Here is a 23,417-nt window from a genome sequence, read left to right as displayed (position 1 = left end):
AACATGTTCCTGTTAGGGAACTGTGGTGTTGTTATTTAGTTGTGTTCCGCAAGCAACGTTTGGTTTGTTGTTTGGGAACCACATAGTGGACGCAAGCAGTCTTGTTTCTTTTTACCCTTTTCGTGGTGTGAACGTCTTTTGAATGCCGTTCACGAAAGGGGTGTGTGGTGTAAGTTATCGGCCTATTAGTACCGGTCAGCTTCACGAGTCGTTAGTCCTCGCTTCCACATCCGGCCTATCAACCCAGTGGTCTGGCTGGGGGCCTCTCACACACAAGGTGTATGGAAATCTCATCTCGAAGCGAGCTTCCCGCTTAGATGCTTTCAGCGGTTATCCCATCCGAACGTAGCTAATCAGCGGTGCACTTGGCAGTACAACTGACACACCAGAGGTTCGTCCGTCCCGGTCCTCTCGTACTAAGGACAGCCCTTCTCAAATTTCCTGCGCGCGCAGCGGATAGGGACCGAACTGTCTCACGACGTTCTAAACCCAGCTCGCGTACCGCTTTAATGGGCGAACAGCCCAACCCTTGGGACCTACTCCAGCCCCAGGATGCGACGAGCCGACATCGAGGTGCCAAACCATGCCGTCGATATGGACTCTTGGGCAAGATCAGCCTGTTATCCCCGAGGTACCTTTTATCCGTTGAGCGACGGCCATTCCACAATGTACCGCCGGATCACTAGTCCCGACTTTCGTCCCTGCTCGAGATGTCTCTCTCACAGTCAAGCTCCCTTGTGCACTTACACTCGACACCTGATTGCCAACCAGGCTGAGGGAACCTTTGGGCGCCTCCGTTACTTTTTAGGAGGCAACCGCCCCAGTTAAACTACCCATCAGGCACTGTCCCTGACCCGGATTACGGGCCGAAGTTAGATGTCCAAAGTGACCAGAGTGGTATTTCAACGATGACTCCACCCGAACTGGCGTCCGGGCTTCAACGTCTCCCACCTATCCTACACAAGCCACTCCGAACACCAATACCAAACTATAGTAAAGGTCTCGGGGTCTTTCCGTCCTGCTGCGCGTAACGAGCATCTTTACTCGTACTGCAATTTCGCCGAGTTTATGGTTGAGACAGCGGGGAAGTCGTTACTCCATTCGTGCAGGTCGGAACTTACCCGACAAGGAATTTCGCTACCTTAGGATGGTTATAGTTACCACCGCCGTTTACTGGGGCTTAAATTCTCAGCTTCGCCTTGCGGCTAACCGGTCCTCTTAACCTTCCAGCACCGGGCAGGAGTCAGTCCGTATACATCGTCTTGCGACTTCGCACGGACCTGTGTTTTTAGTAAACAGTCGCTTCCCCCTGGTCTCTGCGGCCCCGATCCCCTCCCACCAGCAAGTGGTGTTCAAGGTTGGGGCCCCCCTTCTCCCGAAGTTACGGGGGCATTTTGCCGAGTTCCTTAACCATAATTCTCTCGATCGCCTTAGTATTCTCTACCTGATCACCTGTGTCGGTTTGGGGTACGGGCGGCTAAAACCTCGCGTCGATGCTTTTCTCGGCAGCATAGGATCACCAAATCCCCCCAAACGGGGGTCCCATCAGATCTCAGGCATCATGAACAGCGGATTTGCCTACCGTTCGCCCTACATCCTTAGACCGGGACAACCATCGCCCGGCTTGGCTACCTTCCTGCGTCACACCTGTTAATACGCTTGCCTCCCAGGATCAGGTCCTGCGCTCCACCAAAACCCTCACACCACAAGGGTGATCGGGCAGGTCTCGGGCAGTTAGTATCCCCTGTTCAGCATGGGCGGTTTTTCGCCGGTACGGGAATATCAACCCGTTGTCCATCGACTACGCCTGTCGGCCTCGCCTTAGGTCCCGACTTACCCAGGGCAGATTAGCTTGACCCTGGAACCCTTGATCATTCGGCGGACGGGTTTCTCACCCGTCTTTCGCTACTCATGCCTGCATTCTCACTCGTGTAGGCTCCACCGCTGGTTTACACCGCGACTTCACTGCCCACACGACGCTCCCCTACCCATCCAGACGCCTGAACCACAAGGGCTTAGCTAATATCTGAATGCCACAACTTCGGCGGTGTACTTGAGCCCCGCTACATTGTCGGCGCGGAATCACTTGACCAGTGAGCTATTACGCACTCTTTTAAGGATGGCTGCTTCTAAGCCAACCTCCTGGTTGTCTTCGCAACTCCACATCCTTTCCCACTTAGCACACGCTTAGGGGCCTTAGTTGGTGGTCTGGGCTGTTTCCCTCTCGACTATGAAGCTTATCCCCCACAGTCTCACTGCTGCGCTCTCACTTACCGGCATTCGGAGTTTGGCTGACGTCAGTAACCTTGTAGGGCCCATTAGCCATCCAGTAGCTCTACCTCCGGTAAGAAACACGCAACGCTGCACCTAAATGCATTTCGGGGAGAACCAGCTATCACGAAGTTTGATTGGCCTTTCACCCCTACCCACAGCTCATCCCCTCCATTTTCAACTGAAGTGGGTTCGGTCCTCCACGACGTCTTACCGTCGCTTCAACCTGGCCATGGGTAGATCACTTCGCTTCGGGTCTAGATCACGCCACTGCAACGCCCTATTCAGACTCGCTTTCGCTACGGCTTCCCCACACGGGTTAACCTCGCGACGTAACACTAACTCGCAGGCTCATTCTTCAAAAGGCACGCCGTCACAACTACTATGCACACAAGGTGCGGCTGCTCCGACGGATTGTAAGCACACGGTTTCAGGTACTGTTTCACTCCCCTCCCGGGGTACTTTTCACCTTTCCCTCACGGTACTGGTCCGCTATCGGTCATTAGGGAGTATTTAGGCTTATCAGGTGGTCCTGACAGATTCACACGGGATTTCTCGGGCCCCGTGCTACTTGGGATACTCTCCAGGCGGCACTCAACATTTCGGTTACGGGGCTCACACCCTCTACGGCCGGCCTTTCAAGACCGTTCACCTATGCCAGCACATCACACCCCACTGTCCCGGCAGAGACAGTACGGAAAGTCCCACAACCCCGACCATGCAACGCCCGCCGGCTATCACACATGGAACGGTTTAGCCTGATCCGCGTTCGCTCGCCACTACTGACGGAATCACTATTGTTTTCTCTTCCTGCGGGTACTGAGATGTTTCACTTCCCCGCGTTCCCTCCACGCACCCTATGTGTTCAGATGCGGGTCACCAGGCAACTCGCGCCCCTGGCGGGGTTTCCCCATTCGGACACCCTGGGATCACAGTCCGGTTATCGACTCCCCCAGGCTTATCGCAGATTCCTACGTCCTTCTTCGGCTCCTAATGCCAAGGCATCCACCGTGTGCTCTTAAAAACTTGACCACAAAAGATCAAGGAGTAATTTTCGAGAGAACCACAGAAACCGCTCCACACACCAAAAAGGCATGCGAACCAGATCCAGGTTCATATTCTTGGAAATTGCTTCTTATAAAAGATGCTCGCGTCCACTATGTAGTTCTCAAACAACAACCCCAAACCACACACCCCACACACAACCCCAAAGGGCCAACGCATGCGATCGATGCAGCCAGGAAACCAGAAACAAACAAACACCAGAACCCTCCCTCACAGAAGAACCCCGGCCCTGTTGCCTCAGGACCCAACAGTGTGCCAAACACTAAACCACCCAAACCCCCACCCCGCCGTTCCAGAACACCCAAAGAGCATCCGTACTAGACCAGGACAAGAACCAGGCAGCCGCTATCCGTTGATATTCCACCCTTGAGCACCCGCCGCAGAACTTACGTCTGCGCAACGGGCATATACTCCTGACAAACCCCCACCAACGCATACACGCAGCAGGAACCTGTAGGTGCTCCTTAGAAAGGAGGTGATCCAGCCGCACCTTCCGGTACGGCTACCTTGTTACGACTTAGTCCCAATCGCCAGTCCCACCTTCGACAGCTCCCTCCCACAAGGGGTTAGGCCACCGGCTTCGGGTGTTACCAACTTTCGTGACTTGACGGGCGGTGTGTACAAGGCCCGGGAACGTATTCACCGCAGCGTTGCTGATCTGCGATTACTAGCGACTCCGACTTCATGGGGTCGAGTTGCAGACCCCAATCCGAACTGAGACCGGCTTTTTGGGATTAGCTCCACCTCACAGTATCGCAACCCTTTGTACCGGCCATTGTAGCATGCGTGAAGCCCAAGACATAAGGGGCATGATGATTTGACGTCGTCCCCACCTTCCTCCGAGTTGACCCCGGCAGTCTCCTATGAGTCCCCGCCATCACGCGCTGGCAACATAGAACGAGGGTTGCGCTCGTTGCGGGACTTAACCCAACATCTCACGACACGAGCTGACGACAACCATGCACCACCTGTGAACCGGCCCCAAAGGGGAAGGACTGTTTCCAGCCCGGTCCGGTCCATGTCAAGCCTTGGTAAGGTTCTTCGCGTTGCATCGAATTAATCCGCATGCTCCGCCGCTTGTGCGGGCCCCCGTCAATTCCTTTGAGTTTTAGCCTTGCGGCCGTACTCCCCAGGCGGGGCACTTAATGCGTTAGCTACGGCGCGGAAAACGTGGAATGTCCCCCACACCTAGTGCCCAACGTTTACGGCATGGACTACCAGGGTATCTAATCCTGTTCGCTCCCCATGCTTTCGCTCCTCAGCGTCAGTTAATGCCCAGAGACCTGCCTTCGCCATCGGTGTTCCTCCTGATATCTGCGCATTTCACCGCTACACCAGGAATTCCAGTCTCCCCTACATCACTCTAGTCTGCCCGTACCCACCGCAGATCCGGAGTTGAGCCCCGGACTTTCACGGCAGACGCGACAAACCGCCTACGAGCTCTTTACGCCCAATAATTCCGGATAACGCTTGCGCCCTACGTATTACCGCGGCTGCTGGCACGTAGTTAGCCGGCGCTTCTTCTGCAGGTACCGTCACTTTCGCTTCTTCCCTACTGAAAGAGGTTTACAACCCGAAGGCCGTCATCCCTCACGCGGCGTCGCTGCATCAGGCTTGCGCCCATTGTGCAATATTCCCCACTGCTGCCTCCCGTAGGAGTCTGGGCCGTGTCTCAGTCCCAGTGTGGCCGGTCACCCTCTCAGGCCGGCTACCCGTCGTCGCCTTGGTAAGCCATTACCTCACCAACAAGCTGATAGGCCGCGAGTCCATCCAAAACCACAAAAAGCTTTCCACCCCCCACCATGCGATGAGGAGTCATATCCGGTATTAGACCCAGTTTCCCAGGCTTATCCCAGAGTTAAGGGCAGGTTACTCACGTGTTACTCACCCGTTCGCCACTAATCCCCGGTGCAAGCACCGGATCATCGTTCGACTTGCATGTGTTAAGCACGCCGCCAGCGTTCATCCTGAGCCAGGATCAAACTCTCCGTTGAAGTAAAACAAAAACAGACACAACCACCAACCCCGGGAAAACGGGATAAAACGGCTGCACAAAATTTGAAACCAGCTGTAAAAACCAAACCACACCACAGGGGCGGCACGATCTGGCCAAAACAACCAATCAATAAAACAATTGGTATCAACAAACTTGGCACACTATTGAGTTCTCAAACAACAGACACACCCGGCACCACCACAACCAAACAACAGCCATGGATCGCTCCGGAGCAACTTTTCAAACTTACCCGGTTTCCCGGCCCGATGCAAATCCGTATTTCAGGATTTTCATCGGCAGGAAACGCGTCCCCACCATATTGAGGCGCTCTAATGAGCTACCAGAATTTGGTCTTGATTTAGGGGTTTGGCCGCCCGTGGTAACCAGCTCTTCGCTGTCTCCCTCGCGGCGACTTAGAAAACAATACACCCACTCGATCCCCACCGCAAATCTTCCCTTTCGGGGGTCCAAAACCCCGCCGTTCCGCGCCAGGACGGCGCATCCAGGCACCCGGCCGGCCCTCCGCCGTCGTACTTCTCTTCTGTGTGCTGCAACACAGCCCAACAGGAGGAAGCACAGAGACCGAGCTGGACAGCGCTTTAACGCAAAAGGGCCGGCAACCAAACGGTTGCCGGCCCTTCTCAAGCAGCTGGAATCAGCGGTACTGGATTACCAGGACGACTTGGTGATGCCCGGGAGCTCACCGCGGTGTGCCATGTCGCGGAAGCGAACACGGGAGATACCGAACTTCTGGAAGGTACCGCGGGGGCGGCCGTCGATGATGTCGCGGTTACGCAGACGGATCGGGGAGGCGTTGCGGGGCAGCTTCTGCAGGCCGAGGCGTGCAGCTTCGCGTGCTTCGTCGGTTGCGTTTTCGTCAACCAGGGTCTTCTTCAGCTCGAGGCGCTTTGCAGCGTAACGCTCAACGATGACCTTGCGCTGCTCGTTGCGAGCAATCTTGGACTTCTTAGCCATGGTTTAGCGCTCCTCTCGGAATTCGACGTGCTGGCGGATCTTGGGGTCGTACTTCTTCAGAACCATGCGGTCCGGGTCGTTACGACGGTTCTTGCGGGTTACGTAGGTGTAACCCGTGCCCGCGGTCGACTTGAGTTTGATGATCGGACGTACGTCCTTGTCCTTAGCCATTAGAGCTTCACTCCCCGAGCAAGGATGGCGGCGACGACTACGTCGATGCCGCGTACGTCGATGGTCTTGATGCCACGTGCAGAAACCTGCAGCGTGACGTTACGGCGCAGGGACGGAACCCAGTAGCGCTTCTTCTGGATGTTCGGATCGAACCGACGCTTGTTGCGGCGGTGCGAGTGCGAAATGCTGTGCCCAAAGCCCGGCTCGGCCCCGGTCACTTGGCAGTGTGCTGCCATGACTTCTCCTCAAAGAATTGAATGTAATGATCCGCATATCTGCTGCAGGACCATGCGTCTAAATGCGACCCAAAGTGATCAGGGTGAACGGTTAGTCACGCAACTTGAGCCCCTAACTACCGGCTACCCTGGAGAAAATTACCGGGCCACCGGAGCAATTGCGCACGCTCCGCGCACTTAGCGCCTACCAAGTCTACGAGTTCGCGCAATTAAAGACCAATCCGGCCCATGGTGGTGTATAGGGGGCTCGGGGCACACAATCACGGATTCCGCGGTTGGAGGCGGGTGAGCTCTGCGTATTTTGGTGCCAGGCCATCCCCTGAGGACTTCCCCGTAACGCGGCGGACCACCCACGGACCGGCGAATTCCTTGACCCAGCGGGCGTTGGCCCGGAGGGCATCCACCCGGCCAAGCTCGGGTACGGGCGTCATGGGAGGGACCTCGATCGAGTGGTCGTGTTCGAGCACATCCAGGACACGCTTGGCCATGTTCGCGTGCCCGGCGGCCGACATGTGCATCCGGTCCTGGGCCCACATGCCCCAGTCGTAGTACTCATTGAAACGCCAGTAATCCACCAGCAGCGCCCCGTGGTCCCCCGCGATTCCGCGGACCAGCTCGTTGTAGATGGCGGTGCGTCCCCGCATGGTGCTGAAGACTTTGGATCCGCGGGCGTCGAACCCGGTGAACATGACCACCGTGGCTCCGGTGGCACTCAGTTTGCGGATCCCGTCGTCGTACCCGGCCAGCAGATCGTCAATGTCCATCCGGGGACGGAGAATGTCATTGGCTCCGGCATAGATGGTCACCAGGGTGGGTTTGAGTTCGACGGCGGCGTCCACCTGTTCGGCCATGATCTGGCGGAGCTTCCTGCCGCGGATGGCAAGGTTGGCGTAGCCGAAGCCCGGGTTCGCTGCGCTGAGCTGCTCCGCGACCCGGTCCGCCCATCCGCGGACGCCGTTTGGTCGGGTGGCGTCCTCGTCCCCTACGCCTTCCGTGAAGGAGTCACCAAGAGCTACGTACCGGGCCGAAAAATCCATAGCGCCAGTGTGTCATCTGTTGCTGGGAGCAACCAAGCGGGTGGTGACTGGGGCCTCGGCATGGGTGCGGCCAGGCCTCACGATTCCCACCAGCTTCAGCACCGCCCAGCCAAGGAGCATGACCACCAACGCATTCCGCGCGGTCAGGAGCGCTGCGACGCCAGGATTCAGGCCGATGAGCAGTTGCATGTACAGCAACGGATACACGAGCGTGGTGAGGATAGCGACCACCACAAGCGTCGCGGCCGGCACAGCCCACCTCCAACCGTTCACAGCTACGCCAACGCTAACGACCGCAACCAGCCAGATCATGAACTGCGGGGAACCGACCTTGTTGAAGACGATCATTGCTGAGACGAGAGCCAGCGCACCCACCAGGAGGAGGTCGAGCCTTTCAGTCTTCCGCCTTGTCGCGGCCAGGATCAGGAGGGATATGAGCACCACGGTGACAGCAAGAAGCGGGTTCATGAGGGCACCCACCGGGTCCGCCAGGCCACCGCGGATTTCCATGGTGGTGATGGCGAAGTTTGGATGAATATGGGTACCCATGTCGAGGACGGCCTGCCACAGGCCGGGTGTAGTGAGGGGGGCTTCCAGTTGCATCCCGCGCTCACCTTGTGCCTGAATGAAGCCCAGCAGGTTACGGGCACCTCCTCCGGCCAGCACACCGCACACCATAAAAGCTGACACCGCCATTCCGGCCACGAGCACCCTGAGCCAGGCCCTGCTGGACATCAGCAACGCCAGCACCACTGCGGCGGGCCATACTTTTATCCAGGTCGCCACAGACAATACAGCGGAGGCGATGGCCGGGTGACTGGCAGCAAGGACCAAGCCCACTACCACGATGGGCCCTGAAAGTCCGTCCACCCGGGAGAAGCTGAGCGGTCCCAGGATGGCGGTCAGCAGCAGCCAAAGATACGCAGCCTGCCAGCCGAATCGAACCGCGGGGTGAGTGAGCAGTGCAAGCACCGCTCCGAGGTTAAGGACAGTGCACAGGAGGAACCAGCCGAGCATGTACTGCGCAGGACCAAAAAGAGCCGCGGCAAGCATGGGGAACATCGCCGCGATCGGATAGACCCAGGGAACATCCACCCCCTGCCATGTGCCTTCGTTCAGTCCCAGAAATGCCCAGTCACGGTACAGGCTGACGTCACCGTACGTGTTACCTGCGGCAATGCGCGGGGTGAGCAACAGCAGGAACAGAATATGCACTGCGGCAAATACTGCCAGGACGCTGCCTTTCTTAGACAGTATGGCGGTCAAACCGGGCCGGTGTGCATGCATGAAAGAGCTCTCTGTTCAGGGGTGATAAATCGTAGGATGTGAAACGGGGCTCTCAGGATTCGCGGAGGATCCAGTGGTCGCCATCAAGGCGGGCCACAATTTTCTCGCCGATCCTCGCCAGGTCCTCCACGTCCTGCTCCGTGAGCGCATCCAGGAACTTCGCGCGGACGGCCTCCACATGCCCAGGAGCGAGTGCCACCAAGGTGGCCATGCCGGCGTCGCCCAGATGCGCAGTGGTGACGCGCGCGTCCCCCGGGTGTGGCCGCCGCTCCAGCCAACCGCGTTTCTCCAGTTTGGTGACGACGTGGGATAGCCGCGACAGCGAGGAACTGGTGCGGGCGGCGAGTTCGCTCATGGGGAGGAAACGTCCCTCGGCCTCGGAAAGCATGGCCATGACGTTGTAGTCGAACAGCGACACTTTGCCTGCGGTGTGCAGCTGGTTGTCCAGCGCGGCAGGAAGCATGGTGTTGATGCTCAGCAGGGCCAGCCAGGCACGTCGTTCATCGGCGTTGAGCCAGCGCGGTTCGGTCATACTGCCATTCTAGAAGGAGAGCGCGGTTGAGAGTTCAAGTGACGCACCACGGCCGGGGGCACGTCCCGGTAGGCTGACTTTATGTTTGTTGTGTCGTTGACTTACAAGGTGCCCGAGGACATCGTGGACTTCCACCGCCCTGCGCACATGGCCTGGGTCAAGGAAGCGTTCGACGGCGGCCTGTTCCTTGCGTCCGGACGGATGGTTCCGGCGGTGGGCGGCGTGCTGCTGTCCGGCGCCGACCGCGCCACCCTTGAGGCTGCATTGGCCCGGGACCCGTTCTTCAGCAACGGCGTGGCCGAGTTCGAAATCATTGAATTCAAGGTCACAAGCGTGGCAGAAGGATTCGAAAACCTCCTGGACACCTAGGGATTCCTGGCGTCCGCGCGATTTGCTTCGGCCAGTCTTTTCAGGCCGCCTTTCCGCGGTACCTTGACGGGCTCGGGCCAGCGCGGACTGAGGGCATCCCCCAGCGTGACGCCCCTGATCTTGCGGCCGAACAGCGGCAACAGCCAGTCATTTACCCAGCGCCGCTGCCGCCTCTCCCATTCGCGCAGACTGAGCCTGGCGGGCGGATCCCATTCCTTGGGCTTGATCTTGTGTGGAATCCCCAGCTGCTCCAGGACCTGTCCGGCCAAGTATTTATGGCCAGCTTTGGACATGTGCAGCCGGTCCGAATCCCACATGCGCCGGTCGTGGAAAGCGTCCAGGCACCAGTAGTCCACCAGGACGGCGCCGTACTGTTCAGCAATCTTCCGCACACGCTGGTTGTAGGCGGTGTTCCGCTTCTTCAGCGGTTCCAAGAGGGCCGACACCTTGACATCGAAGCCCGTGAAAAGCACCACGGTGGCACCCGTACCGGCCAGACTGGCAACCACGGTCTCGTAGTCGTCCATCAGCGCGGCCATGTCCGTGCCCAGGTCAAGAATGTCATTCCCGCCGGCGTAGAGCGTAACGAGCGTGGGCCGCATCCGCAGGGCTGGCTCCAGCTGCTCAGCAATGACGTGCCGGAGCCTCTTGCTTCGGATAGCAAGGTTGGCATACCTCCAGCCCGGCTCAGTTTTGGCCAGCCTCTCCGCTACCCGGTCAGCCCAGCCCCGGACACCGTTGGGCAGTCGTTCGTCCCGGTCCCCCACCCCTTCGGTAAATGAGTCCCCCAAGGCAACAAACACACGCCGCCCACTAGAAGGAAGCAAGGAATCAGCGCACACCCCGCCACCCTAGCCACCTGAAGCAAAGACGAGGTGAACAGCGAGCAACAGGAACTGCGAGAGCGTCCGCGAAAAACCCACAGAAAGTGCGAGAGCGTTAGGTTGGGTGGCTGAGGCCCTAGCCCTCCGCTTTTCCCTGGCGCCAGTACCCCATGAACGCAACCTGCTTCCGGTCGATCCCCACGTCGCGCACCAGGTACCGGCGCATGTCCTTGATAACAGCGGCCTCCCCGGCGATCCACGCGTAGAAGGGCATGGCACCGGCCGGCATGCCCGGGTTCTTGGTTGCCTCGATTTCGCCTGTCTCCATCCGCGCGGGAGTCTCCCAGAGGATGTCCACGTCCACGTTGACGTCTTCGGGCTCCGGGCCCGCGCCGCCGTCGGACTCCTTGATGCCCACCCAGCCGGGAACTGGTACCGCCGTGCGCACTGCCTGCTGCAGCAGTTCGCCATGCGGGCGGGACCGTCCAATGGCCGCGCCGCGGGCAAGCCAGGTAATTGCGATATCGGCGTCCGTTTTAATGTTCAGGAAGTCGCCTGCCTGCGGCACTTCCAGGAAGGCGTGGCCGCTCATGTATGACGGCAATGTCTCGAGGATGGCGGAGATGGCGGGGACAGCTGTTTCGTCGCCGGCGAGCAGGACGCGCTGGGCCATCCCCGGCCGCCATTCGATGCCGGAGTACGTCTCGGCAGTGACGCAGTGCGCGGCCCGGTTGTTGGGGCCGATGATGGTGATCGCATCCCCCGGCTTCGCGTTGAGTGCCCAGTTCGCGGCGGGACCGCCGTTTCCGTCGGCGTCGAAATGCATCACGAAGTCCACGTCGATCTCGGGGTAGACCGAATCCAGCCGTGACTTCCGGACGGTGTAGGTGCGCATGGAGCCGCGCACGGCGGGGTCCATGGCCAGCCATTCCCGGTACCAGCCCGACTGCGCCATCTCGAAGACGGGAAGCGGCAGCGGCGTCCCGTCAGACGCCAGGGACGGGATCATCAGCTTGATCCGCAGGTCAAGGGTGTCCCCGTGCACGCCGAAGTCACGCAGCGAGTACCCACCAAAGGTAATGCGACGGAAGTTGGGGCTCAGCTCCTGCACGGAGGAAACGGTGACCTCAAAAGCCAGGGTCATGGGCTCGGTGGCGGCGATGTCGCGGGTTTTCATGAAACGAGCTCCAGTTCGGTGGTTGTGTGGTGGCGGCCGATCGGGATGATCAGTGGCGTGCCCGAGACCGGGTCAGGAATCACACGGGACTCAAGGCCGAAAACGCTGCGGACCAGCTTTTCGGTGACAACGGTGGCGGGATCGCCCAGGGCCACCACCTCGCCGCCTTTCATGGCGATGACATGGTCGGCGTAGCGGGCGGCCAGGTTGAGGTCGTGCAGGACGATGGCCACGGTGGTTCCGCGCTTCCGGTTCAGGTCCGTGACCAGGTCCAGGACTTCCACCTGGTGCGCCAGGTCCAGGTAGGTGGTGGGTTCGTCCAGCAGCAGCACGTCGGTCTCCTGGGCCAGCGCCATGGCGATCCAAACGCGTTGGCGCTGCCCGCCGGACAGTTCGTCGACGTTCCGCCGCGCGAGTTCCAGCGTTTCTGTCGCTTCCAGCGCGCGCTGCACCGCGGCGTCGTCCTCCGCCGACCACGACCGGAAGAAGCCCTGGTGCGGATAGCGCCCCCGGCCCACGAGGTCGCGGACGGCGATGCCGTCCGGCGCGGTGGGATGCTGTGGGAGAAGTCCCAGGGTACGGGCAAGTTCACGGGCCGGGCGGGCGTGGATGTCCTTCCCGTCCAGCGTCACCGCACCGGCCGCCGGTTTCAGGAGGCGGGACAGGCCACGCAGGAGCGTGGACTTGCCGCAGGCGTTGGCGCCCACGATCATGGTCACCTTTCCCTCCGGAATTTCTGCCGTGAGGCCGTCCACCACACAGCGCTGGTCGTATTTCAGCGTGAGGTCCTGGGCGCTAAGAACGGCCATGTCAGGCATCCTTTCGGTTGGCCGTGACCAGGAGCCACAGCAGGAACGGGGCACCGAGCGCGCCGGTGATCACGCCGACGGGCAGCACGGTGCCGTCCAGCAGCAAGGGGGCAAGGTTGGCGGCGAAGTAGTCGGCTGCGAGGACGATCAGCGCACCCACCAGGGCCGACGCCGGGAGGCTGGCTTTCCGGGTGAAGCGCCGGGCGATGGGACCGGCCAGGAAGGCGACGAACGAGACCGGGCCGGCTGCCGCCGTCGCCACCGCAGCGAGTCCGACGGCGGTGATCACCACCGCGAGCCGGGTGAGGCCGACGCGGATGCCCAGCCCGGCCGCGGCGTCGTCGCCGAGTTCGAGGATGCGGAGCGGTCCGGCGAGGGCGATGACGGCGGGGACCAGGATGAGGAGCGAGAGGGCCAGCATGCCGGCGCGGTCCCAGTTGGCGGAATTGAGGGACCCGTTGAGCCACACAAGCGCGTCCGCTGCGGTGCGGATGTCTGCGCGGGTCATCAGGAAGTTGACCACCGCATGCAGGGCGGCCGCGATGCCGACTCCGGCAAGGATCAGCCGGCTGCCGGCCGCATTGCCCCGGCCGCCGCCCGAGCCCAGTGATGGTCCGCGGGAGATGGCGTAGATAAGGGCTGCGATGCCGAGCGCGCCGCCGAGTGCCGCCGCGGACACGGCAGGACCGGTGGCGCCGAAGACCACGATGGCGGTGACGGCAGCCGCACTGGCGCCGTAGCTGATGCCGATCACGTCGGGGCTGGCCAGCGGGTTCCGGAGCATGGTCTGGAACAGCCCGCCGGACAGGCCGAAGGCGGCGCCGATCATGGTGCCGATGACTGCCCGGGGCAGCTTGTTCTCCATCACGATGAAACTGGCGCCCGGAATCCGTTCACCGCCGGTGAGGTGGGCGATCAGAATCTTGAAAAAGTCCGGGATGGTCACGGTGTAGCTGCCCAGCAGGACGCTCGCTGCGAAGAGGATGACGACGCCGAGGGCCAGCACGGCGGTCCGGTTCAGGAGGGTCCGGCGCGGCAGGGATGCGCGAACGTACAGATAAGGCCCTGTTTTTGCGGTTTTGAGGGCCTTATCTGTACGTTCGCGCACAGTTTGAGTGCTTACGGTCTTGAGGCTCACAGTCCGACCCCCTTGCCGCGGCGGATCAGCCAGACAAAGACGGGCGCGCCCACCAGCGCCGACATGATGCCGGCCGGAACCTCGCCCGGCAGCAGCACCACGCGGCCGATGACGTCCGCGCCGAGCAGCAGCGCCGGGGCAAGAACCAGGGAGAAGGGCAGGATCCAGCGGTAGTCGGGGCCGGTGAGTGACCTGACGGCGTGGGGGATGACCAGGCCAATAAAGGCGATAGGCCCGGCCAGCGCGGTCGCGGAGCCGCACAGCAGCACGATGCCCAGAGCCGTGGTGCCCCGGACCAGTCCTACGCGCTGGCCCAGGCCGCGGGCGATGTCATCCCCCAAAGCGAGGCTGTTGAGGATGCGGCCGGTGGAAAGGACAATCAGTGCCCCGGCGGCCAGGAACGGCAAACCCGGAAGCACCACGGCCCAGTCGCGGCCTGCGATCCCGCCCACCTGCCAAAAACGGAAGCGATCGAAGGTGTCCTGGCTGGAGACGAGAATAACGCTCATCAGCGAATAAAGCCCTGCGTTAAGCGCGGCCCCGGCGAGGGCAAGCTTGACCGGCGTCGCACCGTCCCTGCCCATGGACGCGATGAGGTAAACCACGACGGCGGCTGCTGCGGCGCCGATGAAGGCGAACCAGATGTAGCCGTTGAGGGAAGTGACGCCAAAAAGGTAGATACCGGTGACCACAGCCAGCGCGGCGCCGGCGTTGACGCCCATGATGCCCGGGTCTGCCAGCGGGTTGCGGGCGACGCCCTGCATGGCAGCGCCGGCAAGGCCCAGTGCGCCACCGGCAAGTATCCCGAGGACGGTGCGTGGGATGCGGGCGTGGACCACGGCGTGGTCGCCGTTGGCGGGGTCGAACTGCGTGAGGGCCTGCCACACCGTGGCCAGGGAAAGCCCCCGGGCACCGATGGCCAATGAAGCTGCCGCCAGCAAAGCAAGTACGACGACGGCGGCCAGCAGCCAGGCAGCCTGCCCGGCCCTGGCCTTCCCGCCGGCGCTAGCCCATCGACCGGCGCGAACGTACAGTTGAGGCCCTCCTGGCGACCGACCAGGGGCCCCAAGTGTACGTTCGCGCGCTCCGGCGGGTGCCGCCGTCGTACTTTCCGTCATGGGACTGTGCTTACTTCACTGCGTCCGCTGCGGTGGCCAGCTGCGGAAGGAACGTGTCCAGCGACCACGGCAGGCTCAGCGGGGAGGACGCCGAGATGGACAGCGTCAGGGTGTTGTCCGAATCGGCAACGAGGGCGCCCTTCTGGATGGCCGGGATCTGGCCGAGCAGCGGGTCCGCCTTGATGGAATCGGTGGTGGCCGCGTCCGGAACCCAGGTGACGAAGATGTCGGATTCAAGTTCGTTGGCCTTTTCAGCCGACCACGGGATGAAGAACTCCTTGGAGCCCTTGGAGTTGTCCTCCACAACGGAAGCGAGCTTCATGCCGATTTCGCTCAGGAAGCGGGGACGGTTGTCGTTGGCGGTGTAGACGTTGACGCCGTCAGCCGATGCGGGCTCCAGGTTGCCGTAGATGAAGCTCTTGCCTTCAATCTGCGGGTACTTGGAGACCTTTTCCTTGATGGTGGCCTCGGTGTCAGCGATGAGCTTGGTGGCCTCAGCTTCCTTGCCCAGTGCCTTGCCAATGATGGAGGTGGAATCCTGCCACGACGTTCCGTAGGCAATCTCAGGGTGGGCCACCACAGGGGCGATCTCGTTCAGCTTCTTGTAGTCCTCTTCAGTCAGGCCCGAATAGGCGGCCAGGATGACATCCGGGGTGAGCTTGGCGATCTCGGTGAAGTTGACGCCGTCGGCCTCGGAAAACTGGACCGGAGCCTTGTCAGAACCGAAGCCCGCGCCAAGTTCCTCCAGGGCTGCATCCTTCCAGGGCGTGGAGCCCTGGTCGTTGCCGCCCCATTCGTTCTTGGGGACGCCTACCGGGACCACTCCGAGGGCAATGGCAACGTCGTCGTTGACCCAGGAGACGGTGACCACGCGCTTCGGCTGTTCCTTGATGGTGGTTTCACCAAATACGTGCTTGATGGTGACCGGGAACTGCGAGCTGCTGGAGCTGGAGGTGCTGGCGTCCGACGTGGAGGACGCCGGTCCGGTGGCGCAGGCGGAGAGGGTGAGCGCCGCTGCGGCCAGGACGGCCGTTGCCTTGCCGGCTGATTTGAACAGCGTGCGGCGGGTGGCACTCGGGCCGGAAAAGAGGGGGGAAGTCACGGAACTCCTTAGGTGATTGATGCAAACCTAAGTAAGGCTAGCCTACCCTCCATCCGATTACGCAAGGTTTGCGTAACTTAATTGGCCTACGTGACGAAGCGCACAGTCCAGGCCTGGCTCGTGGACACGGCACTTCGCATTTGGCAGTTGTCCTTTGGGTGGCCAGGCGCGCAGGACAGTCCGGACGGGACGGCAACACGGTGGGCATACTGATCTGTTCCGACTTCCTGTGTTGCGGCAACGTCCTTAAGGAACCGCCCGCCAATGAGATCAACCCGGACCCGGCCGCCGTGGCGATCCGCCAGATCGAAGGCCTGCGGGCCCGGACTGCCCAGTTCCTGGGCCGGGTCCAGGCCGGCTGACCGACTGAACGTGCCGTGGGCAACTGTCAGCGGTATGACATACTCAGGAGCAGCGCCTTGAGGGCCTGACCCTCAGGTCCAGCGAGCCACGCCTTGGCGGCTTCGTCGGAGGCGAAGGGCTGCTCGATGAATTCGACGTCGGCGACCAACACGCGATCACCGACACGGATGATCCCGTCGAGGGACATTTCTCCCCCGGAAAGTGGGACCCCCGCCGTGAGATGCATGCGGTACTTCGCGATGTCGTTCACATTGTCCACGTAGAACGAATAGTGGGCCGTGGGAGCAGGCTGCCCCTGCAGTCCCGGAACAGGCAGGGATTCGAAGACGGTCCTGGTCACGGGGCTGGTCACTCCATCGGCAATCTGTCCGGTATAGACAGTGGCCTGCTTGGCGCCGCCTGCGTCGTACACCGTAGCCGTGCCCACGAACGGCGAGCCCGCCGCCTTGAACAGCTCCACCCGCCAGTCTGCCGGATGCTTAAAGGAGATTCCGTCCGGGAAGGTGTACGTCACGAGGGCCGCCGGAGCGGGGGCGGTCGACGTCGGCTCCCCGCCTGCCGTGGTCGGGCTCCCGGCGCCGGCGGGGGCGGGGTTGGCGCTCGCGGACGCCGGAGTCGATGTCCCGGAAGTCGGGGCACCGGCGCCGTCGGATGAGGCATTTGCCATGCATCCGGTCAAAGCGAGGCTGGCGGCGGCCGTGAGGGCCGCGAAGGTGCGTGCGCGGTTTACTGGGCGCATTTGTAGTGCCTTTCAGGAGAAGGCCGTCAAACTCATCAGGCGTCAGACGTGGGACCCAGCGTTCCGCGGCTACCCATTGGGGAGGATGAAGGCGAGTATGTGATGTGCACCAGAATGGCACCGGCGAAACACCGCTACTAGGGCTTCAGCAATATATCCATCGATTTGTTATAAAAACAATCCACGGGTCACAGCTACCGCAAGACGATGTCCACGGGGTTGGCCTCGGACCGCCATGCGCCTTCCGAACCGGGCCTGGGACTGATAACCGGGGTGGTCAGGACTCCCGAGCGGTTGGTGCGCTTGTCCCGCAGGATCTCCGTGACGGAGCCCAGGTGCCTGGACAGGTCGATCACGTTCTCCGGCGCGGCCAGCAGCAGCTGGAACCCGAACTCGTGCAGCGCCTTGATGCCCGCACCGGCAAACTCCTCGGACGCCAGCACAAACGCCTCGTCCATCATTACCGTGCCGTAAGTGGTGAAACCCTGCTCCGCGATGCCCAGCTGGTAGCTCAATGCCGCGGCCATGATGAACGCCGTGAAGCGTTGCCGCTCGCCGCCGGACATGGAGCCGGTGTCGGCGTGCATGTAAACGTCGGTCCGCTTGCCGCGCTTTTGGCCTGAAGCCGGGCCGGGCACTTCGCGGTGCTCTTTGCACTGGATGAACAGGTGGCCGCGGACGTCCAGCACCTCAGCACGCCAGCGCCGGTCCTCGGGAGTCTGCGAACCCAGCCGCTTCACCAGCGTTTCCAAGGTCTTGTACCGCGCGGTGAGTTCGGCGTCGTCGGCCGCGGAACTTTCCGCCCCTGTTCCCGGGCGGGCCGGGCGCGTGTGCCGGGCTTTCAGGGCGTTCTGGATGGCGTCCTTGAACTGCTTCGCACTGGCAGGCAGGGTCTGCTTGATGTCCAGCTCCAGGAAGCTGCCTTCATGGAAGTTGACCTGGGACAGGATGCCGTTGAGCGGCAGGATGCGGCTCGTGATGGACCGTCGTTCCTCGTCCAGCAGGTGCAGCAGCGTGCTGAAGGACTCGTGCGTGCGCTGGTTGAAGAACTGCCGGAACTCGGTCTCCTGCGCGGGAAGGCCGTCGCTGACGATGGCGTGGTAGCGGGATTCGAACTCCCCCGCCGCGCCGATGGACGTGCCGTGGTCTGCGGAGATTGCAGCTCCCCACTCACGGACAAAGCCCTCGAAGATCCGCGTCAGCCGCTCGGACGTTGCCTGGCCACGGGTCTCGGCGGCGTGCAGCTCCCCCAGCAGCGCCGTCCGGACGCGGTTGGCGAGGTTGTCCAGTTCATGCATCTCGCTGACGTCGCCGAAGTCAGTGAAGTACGGTTCCAGCGCCGTGACGGTGGCGTCCGACGGCGGCGCCTGCTCCAGGCGGGCACGCGCGGCTTCCAGCAGCGAATCGGCGGCGCTCAGCTGCCGGTCGAGTGCCTTGTATTCGCTCTGCAGAACAGCTGCTGCTTCGGTGCTGGCCTGGTGTTTCTGCCGCGCCGTCTCGATGTTGGCGCGCAGCGGTTCCAGGTCGGCCTGCGCGGCGAGGGCGTCCTTGAGTCGCTGTTCAATCCTGGCAAGGTCTTCCGCGGCGACGGCAGCCGATACCTGCTCCCAGGGGCGGTGGTCCTCCGCGATCAGCCTCAGGGCGTCGAGCTGGCGGCTCATGCCCTGGTGCGATTCTTCGCGGCTCTGTGCCAGCTGGGCAGCCTTGGCCAGCTCCTGCTGCAGGTCCTCCACCTGGGCGGCCACGAGCTCAAGCTTGGCGGCGTTGTCGAACCCGAGCACGTAGTCCTGGCGGCCGGTGAAACGGTCGTCCTTTTCCACTGTGTGCCGGTTACGCTTGACGACGCCGCCCAGGCTCAGGCCCTTGTCCAGGACGGCCAGTTCGTCCGGGTCCTCGACGCACGGATAGGCGAAATCGAGGGCGATCCGCTCCCGCAGCCATTCCCCCGCCTCCGCGACGGCGCCGCTGGCGAGGATGTCCAGCTTGGTGAGCAGGTCGCCGTCGCGCATGTCCTCCACAGCCAGCACGCCGCCGGCGAGCGGCTTGGACACGTCCACGGCGCGCAACGCACCGCGGACCTTGTTGTCGTTCAGGTAGCGGGTCACCGCTGCGAAATGTTCTCCCGGTACCAGCAGCGTGGTGGCCAGGTTCCGCAGCGCACGCTCCGCGGCAGGCCGCCACTGCTCCTGCCCGTCGGCAAGGTCGATCAGTTCGCCGCCGAACGGCATCCGGTCCTCCGGGACACCGGTGGCCGCGGCAATCGCCGCACGGTTTTCAATGCTCGACGGCGGCAGCAGGGACTTGCGTGTCCTCAGCGACACCAGCTCCTGCTGGGCGGCCGCCAGCTCGCGCTTTTTGGTTGCGTGGCCGTCGAAGGCCTCGAAGCGGAGTTCCTGCAGCGCCTGGGAGTCATCCCTGAGCTCGGCCGACCGGGCTGCCGCCTGCTCGTGGGCCTGTTCCCAGCCCTCGGCGGTCCACTCAAGCTGCAGGCCGGCGTCGGTCAGCGCCTTGCGCGCAGCTTCCTCCACCTGCTCCCGGAGCCTCAGCCCAACCCGGGCGTTCTCCAGCGACTGCTCGATCGCGGAGATCGCGTTGCCGCCCTGGTTGTTGTAGTCGGCCTCCAGCCCACGCAGTTCCTTGGCCAGGCCGTCCCGGACCGAGCGCTCGGCACCCAGTTCCTTGGCTTTCGCCTGCGCCAGGTCCTTAAACCGGGCCAGGGTTTTCTGGTGCACCGTGACCGAGAGCAGCTGCCTGTAGGCTTCGAACTCCTCACCCGACAGCTCACGGAGCCGGTTGGCGTCCAGCAGCGACTGTGCGTATTCCTTGTTCAATCCGGGCACGGGCGCCAGCTGGTCCCGCTGCTGCCGCACGTCCTCCAGCCGCTGCCGGATGGACATGAGGTTGCTGAATTCCTCCACCACGTCATCGGCCGCGGCGAGGGTGGCCGGAGCGTCCAGGACCTGGTCGCGGAAGAAGGTATTAACGCTTCCGCCCAGGCCCTTGCCCGCCTGGATAACACGCAGCAGCGGCAGGGCCTGGTCCGAACTGATGCCCAGCAGCCGGCGGAACCGCTCCGCGAAGGCCTTGTGGACATCGTAGATCTGGGCGTCCGGGAAGATGGTCTCCAGCGCGGCCTTGGTGAAGCGTTTCTCCGCGATGTCCTCGATGGCCGGCAGGTCCAGCGGCTTGCTGTCGATCAGGTAGAAACGCCCGACGCTGGACTCCGTACCGTTCTTGGGCAGGTCGAACAGGGCGGACACAGTGACGCGGGTGCCCGCGGCGTTATCAAACGTCAGGGCGACGGCGGACCAGGTGGCACCAGGCCGCTGGAATGCACTTGCGGAGCCTTCGCCCACCGCCTTGTCGCCCACCTTGCCGCGCATATACGTGAACGTGGTCCTCTTGTCCTCAACGGCACCGCCGGAACGCTGGGCCGCGGCCTCATTGGAGCGCGGCCGGGCATCAAACACGCGCAGCATGGCGTCAAACAGCGTGGATTTGCCCACCCCGGAGTTGCCCGTCAGCAGTGTTCCGTTGCGGTCCACATGCATCGTGTGCGCCCCATGGAACGTGCCCCAGTTGACTACCTGCACCAGGGCAAGGCGCATCTGGCCGGGGTTCGTGAGCTCGCCCATCGGCAGCATGCTTGCGATGCTCACTTGTCGTTCCCTTTCGTGTCGGTGGCTGGGTACGACGACGGTGCTGCCGCCCCCGCCCCTTCGCCGGACGGCTCTGCTGCAGGCAGCAGGCCGTCCGGCTCCGACAGGCCCGATGCCACTCCCTGGGCGGCAGCACCGTCGTCGTTGGGTACGTCACCTCCGGCGTCGGCGTCGTCGTCCTCGGCACCCGGGTCGCCGTCCAGCTCCAGAAGGGGTTCCGTGCCTGTGGGGTCTGCTGTTGCTGCTACCAGCGCTTCGATTTGGGCCGGGATGTCGCCGATGTTTTCGAAGGGGAGGGCCAGGGGCAGTGCGTTGGAGATCGTGTAGACATCGTCGAGGCCGGTGGTGAGGAGCAGTTGGCGGGCCAGGAGCTTCGTGATGGCGCGGGTGACCACGTCCGAGTCCCTCAGCGCGTCCTGCTGTCCGGCGGGCTGGTAATGGGCCACAAGGTCCGCGATTTCCTCGCGGGTGATGGTGGGATCCGTCTGGGCTGTGACGTGGCGGTCAAGCAGGAGTCGCAGGCGGAGCAGCACGATGGTTTCGACCCGGCTCAGGGCACGTTGCTGGCGCAGGATGCTCGAGCGTGTGCTTCCGCCGATTGCCTCCGGGTCCACCGGGCGCAGGACGGCGATCTTGCGTTCGTGGTCCAGCTGCAGCACAAGGAAGAGTTCGGAGAGGCGGCTGCGCAGGATGAGTTGGTTGTCCAGCAGCGTGGTCCACAGCTTTTCGTCCCGGCCGCCGTCGACATAAGGGCCCTTGAGCAGCTTCACCAGGGCCTGGCGCACTTTCATGGGGAGCACACCGGTGTCGCCGGGGAACAGCGCCGCACCGTCCACGAATGTGTCCCGGGGTGTGACGGTGAAGGGCCGTTCTGCGTGCGGCCGCGCCTCGGCAAGGGCGGCTTCCTCCGTAGCGGAAGGTGCCGCCGTCGTGGTTTCATCAGTCATCGTCAATCCTTCTTGAGGGTGACCACCGGCAGGTATGCCTTGCGGGTGGTGCCGTCTATCTGGTGGAAGTCGAGGCCATCCCAGGTATCGCGGTCGAAGCCCGCGCCCTCCTGGAGGGCATGCGAAAGCAGGGCCCGGATGGAGTTGATGTGCTGCTCCTCCGGCGGCAGCTGGGCCCAGGCCTCGGACAGCGTGGCAGCGCCGGCGACGGCCGCTTTGATGGCCCCGGGCCGGGCCTTGCCTGTCCTCGGCGAGCGCACGCGGTCGGAGTCGCTGAAGGCGATGGGGTCCGCCAGCTTGGGCGGAACGGCGAACTCGTCCGGATCGTACAGCTTGACCATGGCCAGCGATTCGAAGCCGGCGTTAAACAGCACGGGGCCGGGCAGCAGGCCAGGGCGTTCCCTCTCGTACGGCAGGGACCGGATGGCCTGTTCGGCCTCGCGAAGCACCTTCCGGAGCCGGACGGACTGGCGGAAGTCGTCGCTCTGGACGTACGTGTTCAGGCTTTCGCTGAGCTTGCCGTATATCCGCTGGATCTGGCTGTGTTGGTGGCGGAGCTCGGCCACCAGGTTCTTCAGGGTCTCGCGGTCCTCGGGCGAGAGGTCGTCGGCGAACTGCCTGCTGAGGACCTCACCGATCGCCGAACGGAACCGCAGCTGCTGCTGCGGGTCCTCAAGGAACGCGGTAAAGGAGCGGAATGTCCTTCCCTCGGGACTCTGCCGGAGCCGCTTGTCTGCCTCGAGCACCTGCGCCATGGTGGCGCCCTTGCTGAGCGACTCCTCAATGATCTGGTTGCGCAGCCCGCCCACCAGTTCCTCGATCCGGTCGCGCATCTTCTTGTAGTCCGCGGGCAGGCTCGCGGCGAGGTCCAGGATGTTGCCGGCGGCCTCCACGGCTTCGTCGTCGTCCAGCAGGCCGTCGAAATCGCCGGAGCTGATGTCCTGGATCAACTGCTGCCTCTCCTCGATCTCTTCCTCAAGGGATTCCAGCCGGGCGCTCTGGTCCGGGTTGGTCTCGTTGGCCAGTTTCTCCACGTCACCCAGGAGCGTGCCCAGCCGGGAACCGTTCAGCGTGGACCGCTCGCTGGACAGGCTGTCAAGGAATGCGAGCACACGGGCGGCGGGCTCGGTGACCTCGTAGACGATCTGCCCCGACTGGTTTCGGCGGGTCAGGAAGTGCTTGCGTGTCCATTCGTCCGCGTACTTTTTCCCCGAAGGCGTCCCGTTGGCCCCGCCCAGGCCCGGTTCCTGGCGCCGGAGCTGCTCAAGGAAGGAGTCGACGTCGGCATGGAACTCTTCGAGCTGAACCTGCGGACGGGTGCGGGTAAAGGACGCCTGCAGCACGGCGATCACCCAGGGGGCGGAGCGCGTGAGCGCCCAGGCGGGTCCCTGGGTGAGGAGTTCCAGGTCCCTGAGCCGGGCGCTGATTGCGTCAGCGGATGACCGGGCAGAGCGGGGCACGCACTCTCTCTTTCAGCTGTTGGGGTGGGTGGGCAGCGGGCTGGAACGAAAACTGCCAACTACAAGGTTAACGCAGAGCCTTCCCTCCCCCGACGGGGAGGGTTCCGCGACCACTCCGTGACCTACGTGCCGGTAGCATTGC

17 protein-coding genes, 2 rRNA genes and 1 pseudogene are annotated in these 23,417 nt (G+C 62.6%); 2 read left to right on the top strand and 18 right to left on the bottom strand.

The window, feature by feature from the left end:
• Positions 1-164 precede the first annotated feature (164 nt).
• The 8 genes from AU175_RS12040 to AU175_RS12005 form a co-directional block, all read right to left on the bottom strand.
• Positions 165-3,303 (bottom strand): 23S ribosomal RNA (locus tag AU175_RS12040).
• Between the two features lie 501 nt (positions 3,304-3,804).
• Positions 3,805-5,330 (bottom strand): 16S ribosomal RNA (locus tag AU175_RS12035).
• Together the 16S and 23S rRNA genes form the textbook arrangement of a ribosomal RNA operon.
• Before the next feature lie 671 nt (positions 5,331-6,001).
• A complete protein-coding gene (gene rpsN, locus AU175_RS12030; protein ID WP_015938870.1) occupies positions 6,002-6,307 on the bottom strand; it encodes a 30S ribosomal protein S14 in 306 nt (101 codons plus the stop codon).
• Between the two features lie 3 nt (positions 6,308-6,310).
• Positions 6,311-6,478, bottom strand: coding sequence for a 50S ribosomal protein L33 (gene rpmG / locus AU175_RS12025; protein WP_013602737.1), 168 nt, complete (start codon positions 6,476-6,478; stop codon positions 6,311-6,313).
• Complete coding sequence (rpmB, locus tag AU175_RS12020; RefSeq protein WP_011693744.1) at positions 6,478-6,714, bottom strand: 50S ribosomal protein L28; 237 nt, start codon at positions 6,712-6,714, stop codon at positions 6,478-6,480. Before rpmB ends, rpmG begins: the two co-directional genes overlap by 1 nt.
• A gap of 260 nt (positions 6,715-6,974) precedes the next feature.
• The gene (locus AU175_RS12015; RefSeq protein WP_066289082.1) at positions 6,975-7,751 is read right to left on the bottom strand and encodes an SGNH/GDSL hydrolase family protein; all 777 of its coding nucleotides are present in this window, start codon (positions 7,749-7,751) and stop codon (positions 6,975-6,977) included.
• A 12-nt stretch (positions 7,752-7,763) separates the two neighbouring features.
• Positions 7,764-8,966, bottom strand: coding sequence for a glycosyltransferase 87 family protein (locus tag AU175_RS12010; protein WP_197497086.1), 1,203 nt, complete (start codon positions 8,964-8,966; stop codon positions 7,764-7,766).
• 124 nt (positions 8,967-9,090) lie between these two features.
• On the bottom strand, positions 9,091-9,570 hold the full coding sequence (locus AU175_RS12005) for a MarR family winged helix-turn-helix transcriptional regulator (protein WP_066289077.1): 480 nt from the start codon (positions 9,568-9,570) through the stop codon (positions 9,091-9,093).
• An 81-nt stretch (positions 9,571-9,651) separates the two neighbouring features.
• On the opposite strand from AU175_RS12005, the gene AU175_RS12000 reads away from it, so the two are divergent.
• Entirely contained in the window at positions 9,652-9,939 is a 288-nt protein-coding gene (locus AU175_RS12000; protein WP_066289072.1) for a YciI family protein, read from the top strand.
• Here AU175_RS12000 and AU175_RS11995 read toward each other — a convergent pair.
• The 6 genes from AU175_RS11995 to AU175_RS11970 all read right to left on the bottom strand — a co-directional run bounded on the left by AU175_RS11995 (position 9,936) and on the right by AU175_RS11970 (position 16,107).
• On the bottom strand, positions 9,936-10,730 hold the full coding sequence (locus AU175_RS11995; protein WP_442855297.1) for an SGNH/GDSL hydrolase family protein: 795 nt from the start codon (positions 10,728-10,730) through the stop codon (positions 9,936-9,938). The genes AU175_RS12000 and AU175_RS11995 overlap by 4 nt on opposite strands.
• Before the next feature lie 169 nt (positions 10,731-10,899).
• The gene (locus AU175_RS11990; RefSeq protein ID WP_066289062.1) at positions 10,900-11,940 is read right to left on the bottom strand and encodes a siderophore-interacting protein; all 1,041 of its coding nucleotides are present in this window, start codon (positions 11,938-11,940) and stop codon (positions 10,900-10,902) included.
• Positions 11,937-12,749 carry an ABC transporter ATP-binding protein gene (locus AU175_RS11985; RefSeq protein ID WP_066289059.1) on the bottom strand — a complete coding sequence of 271 codons (813 nt, stop codon included), beginning with the start codon at positions 12,747-12,749 and terminating at the stop codon, positions 11,937-11,939. The genes AU175_RS11990 and AU175_RS11985 overlap by 4 nt, the downstream gene beginning before the upstream one ends.
• Position 12,750: 1 nt before the next feature.
• Positions 12,751-13,806 (bottom strand): FecCD family ABC transporter permease, encoded by a 1,056-nt coding sequence (locus AU175_RS11980; protein ID WP_066291017.1) that lies wholly within the window; start codon positions 13,804-13,806, stop codon positions 12,751-12,753.
• Between the two features lie 77 nt (positions 13,807-13,883).
• Complete coding sequence (locus tag AU175_RS11975) at positions 13,884-15,005, bottom strand: FecCD family ABC transporter permease (RefSeq protein ID WP_066289054.1); 1,122 nt, start codon at positions 15,003-15,005, stop codon at positions 13,884-13,886.
• A 10-nt stretch (positions 15,006-15,015) separates the two neighbouring features.
• On the bottom strand, positions 15,016-16,107 hold the full coding sequence (locus AU175_RS11970; protein ID WP_066289052.1) for an iron-siderophore ABC transporter substrate-binding protein: 1,092 nt from the start codon (positions 16,105-16,107) through the stop codon (positions 15,016-15,018).
• Positions 16,108-16,253: 146 nt separating this feature from the next.
• Here AU175_RS11970 and AU175_RS11965 point away from each other — a divergent pair.
• Positions 16,254-16,469, top strand: a pseudogene (locus tag AU175_RS11965) (FBP domain-containing protein); the annotation flags it as partial.
• A 26-nt stretch (positions 16,470-16,495) separates the two neighbouring features.
• On the opposite strand, the gene AU175_RS11960 reads toward AU175_RS11965, so the two are convergent.
• The 4 genes from AU175_RS11960 to AU175_RS11945 form a co-directional block, all read right to left on the bottom strand.
• Positions 16,496-17,209, bottom strand: coding sequence for a hypothetical protein (locus AU175_RS11960; RefSeq protein WP_066289050.1), 714 nt, complete (start codon positions 17,207-17,209; stop codon positions 16,496-16,498).
• A gap of 194 nt (positions 17,210-17,403) precedes the next feature.
• A complete protein-coding gene (locus AU175_RS11955; RefSeq protein ID WP_066289048.1) occupies positions 17,404-20,868 on the bottom strand; it encodes an ATP-binding protein in 3,465 nt (1,154 codons plus the stop codon).
• Positions 20,865-21,815, bottom strand: a complete 951-nt coding sequence (locus AU175_RS11950) for a DUF4194 domain-containing protein (RefSeq protein ID WP_231938539.1) — start codon at positions 21,813-21,815, stop codon at positions 20,865-20,867. Before AU175_RS11950 ends, AU175_RS11955 begins: the two co-directional genes overlap by 4 nt.
• 2 nt (positions 21,816-21,817) lie before the next feature.
• The gene (locus tag AU175_RS11945; protein ID WP_066289045.1) at positions 21,818-23,275 is read right to left on the bottom strand and encodes a DUF3375 family protein; all 1,458 of its coding nucleotides are present in this window, start codon (positions 23,273-23,275) and stop codon (positions 21,818-21,820) included.
• Between the last annotated feature and the right edge of the window lie 142 nt (positions 23,276-23,417).

Origin of the sequence: Arthrobacter sp. B6 (genome assembly GCF_001663775.1) — a bacterium.
Taxonomy (GTDB): domain Bacteria; phylum Actinomycetota; class Actinomycetes; order Actinomycetales; family Micrococcaceae; genus Arthrobacter.
Note: the sequence above shows the minus strand (reverse complement) of the source record. Positions and strands in the feature narration are given on the sequence as shown.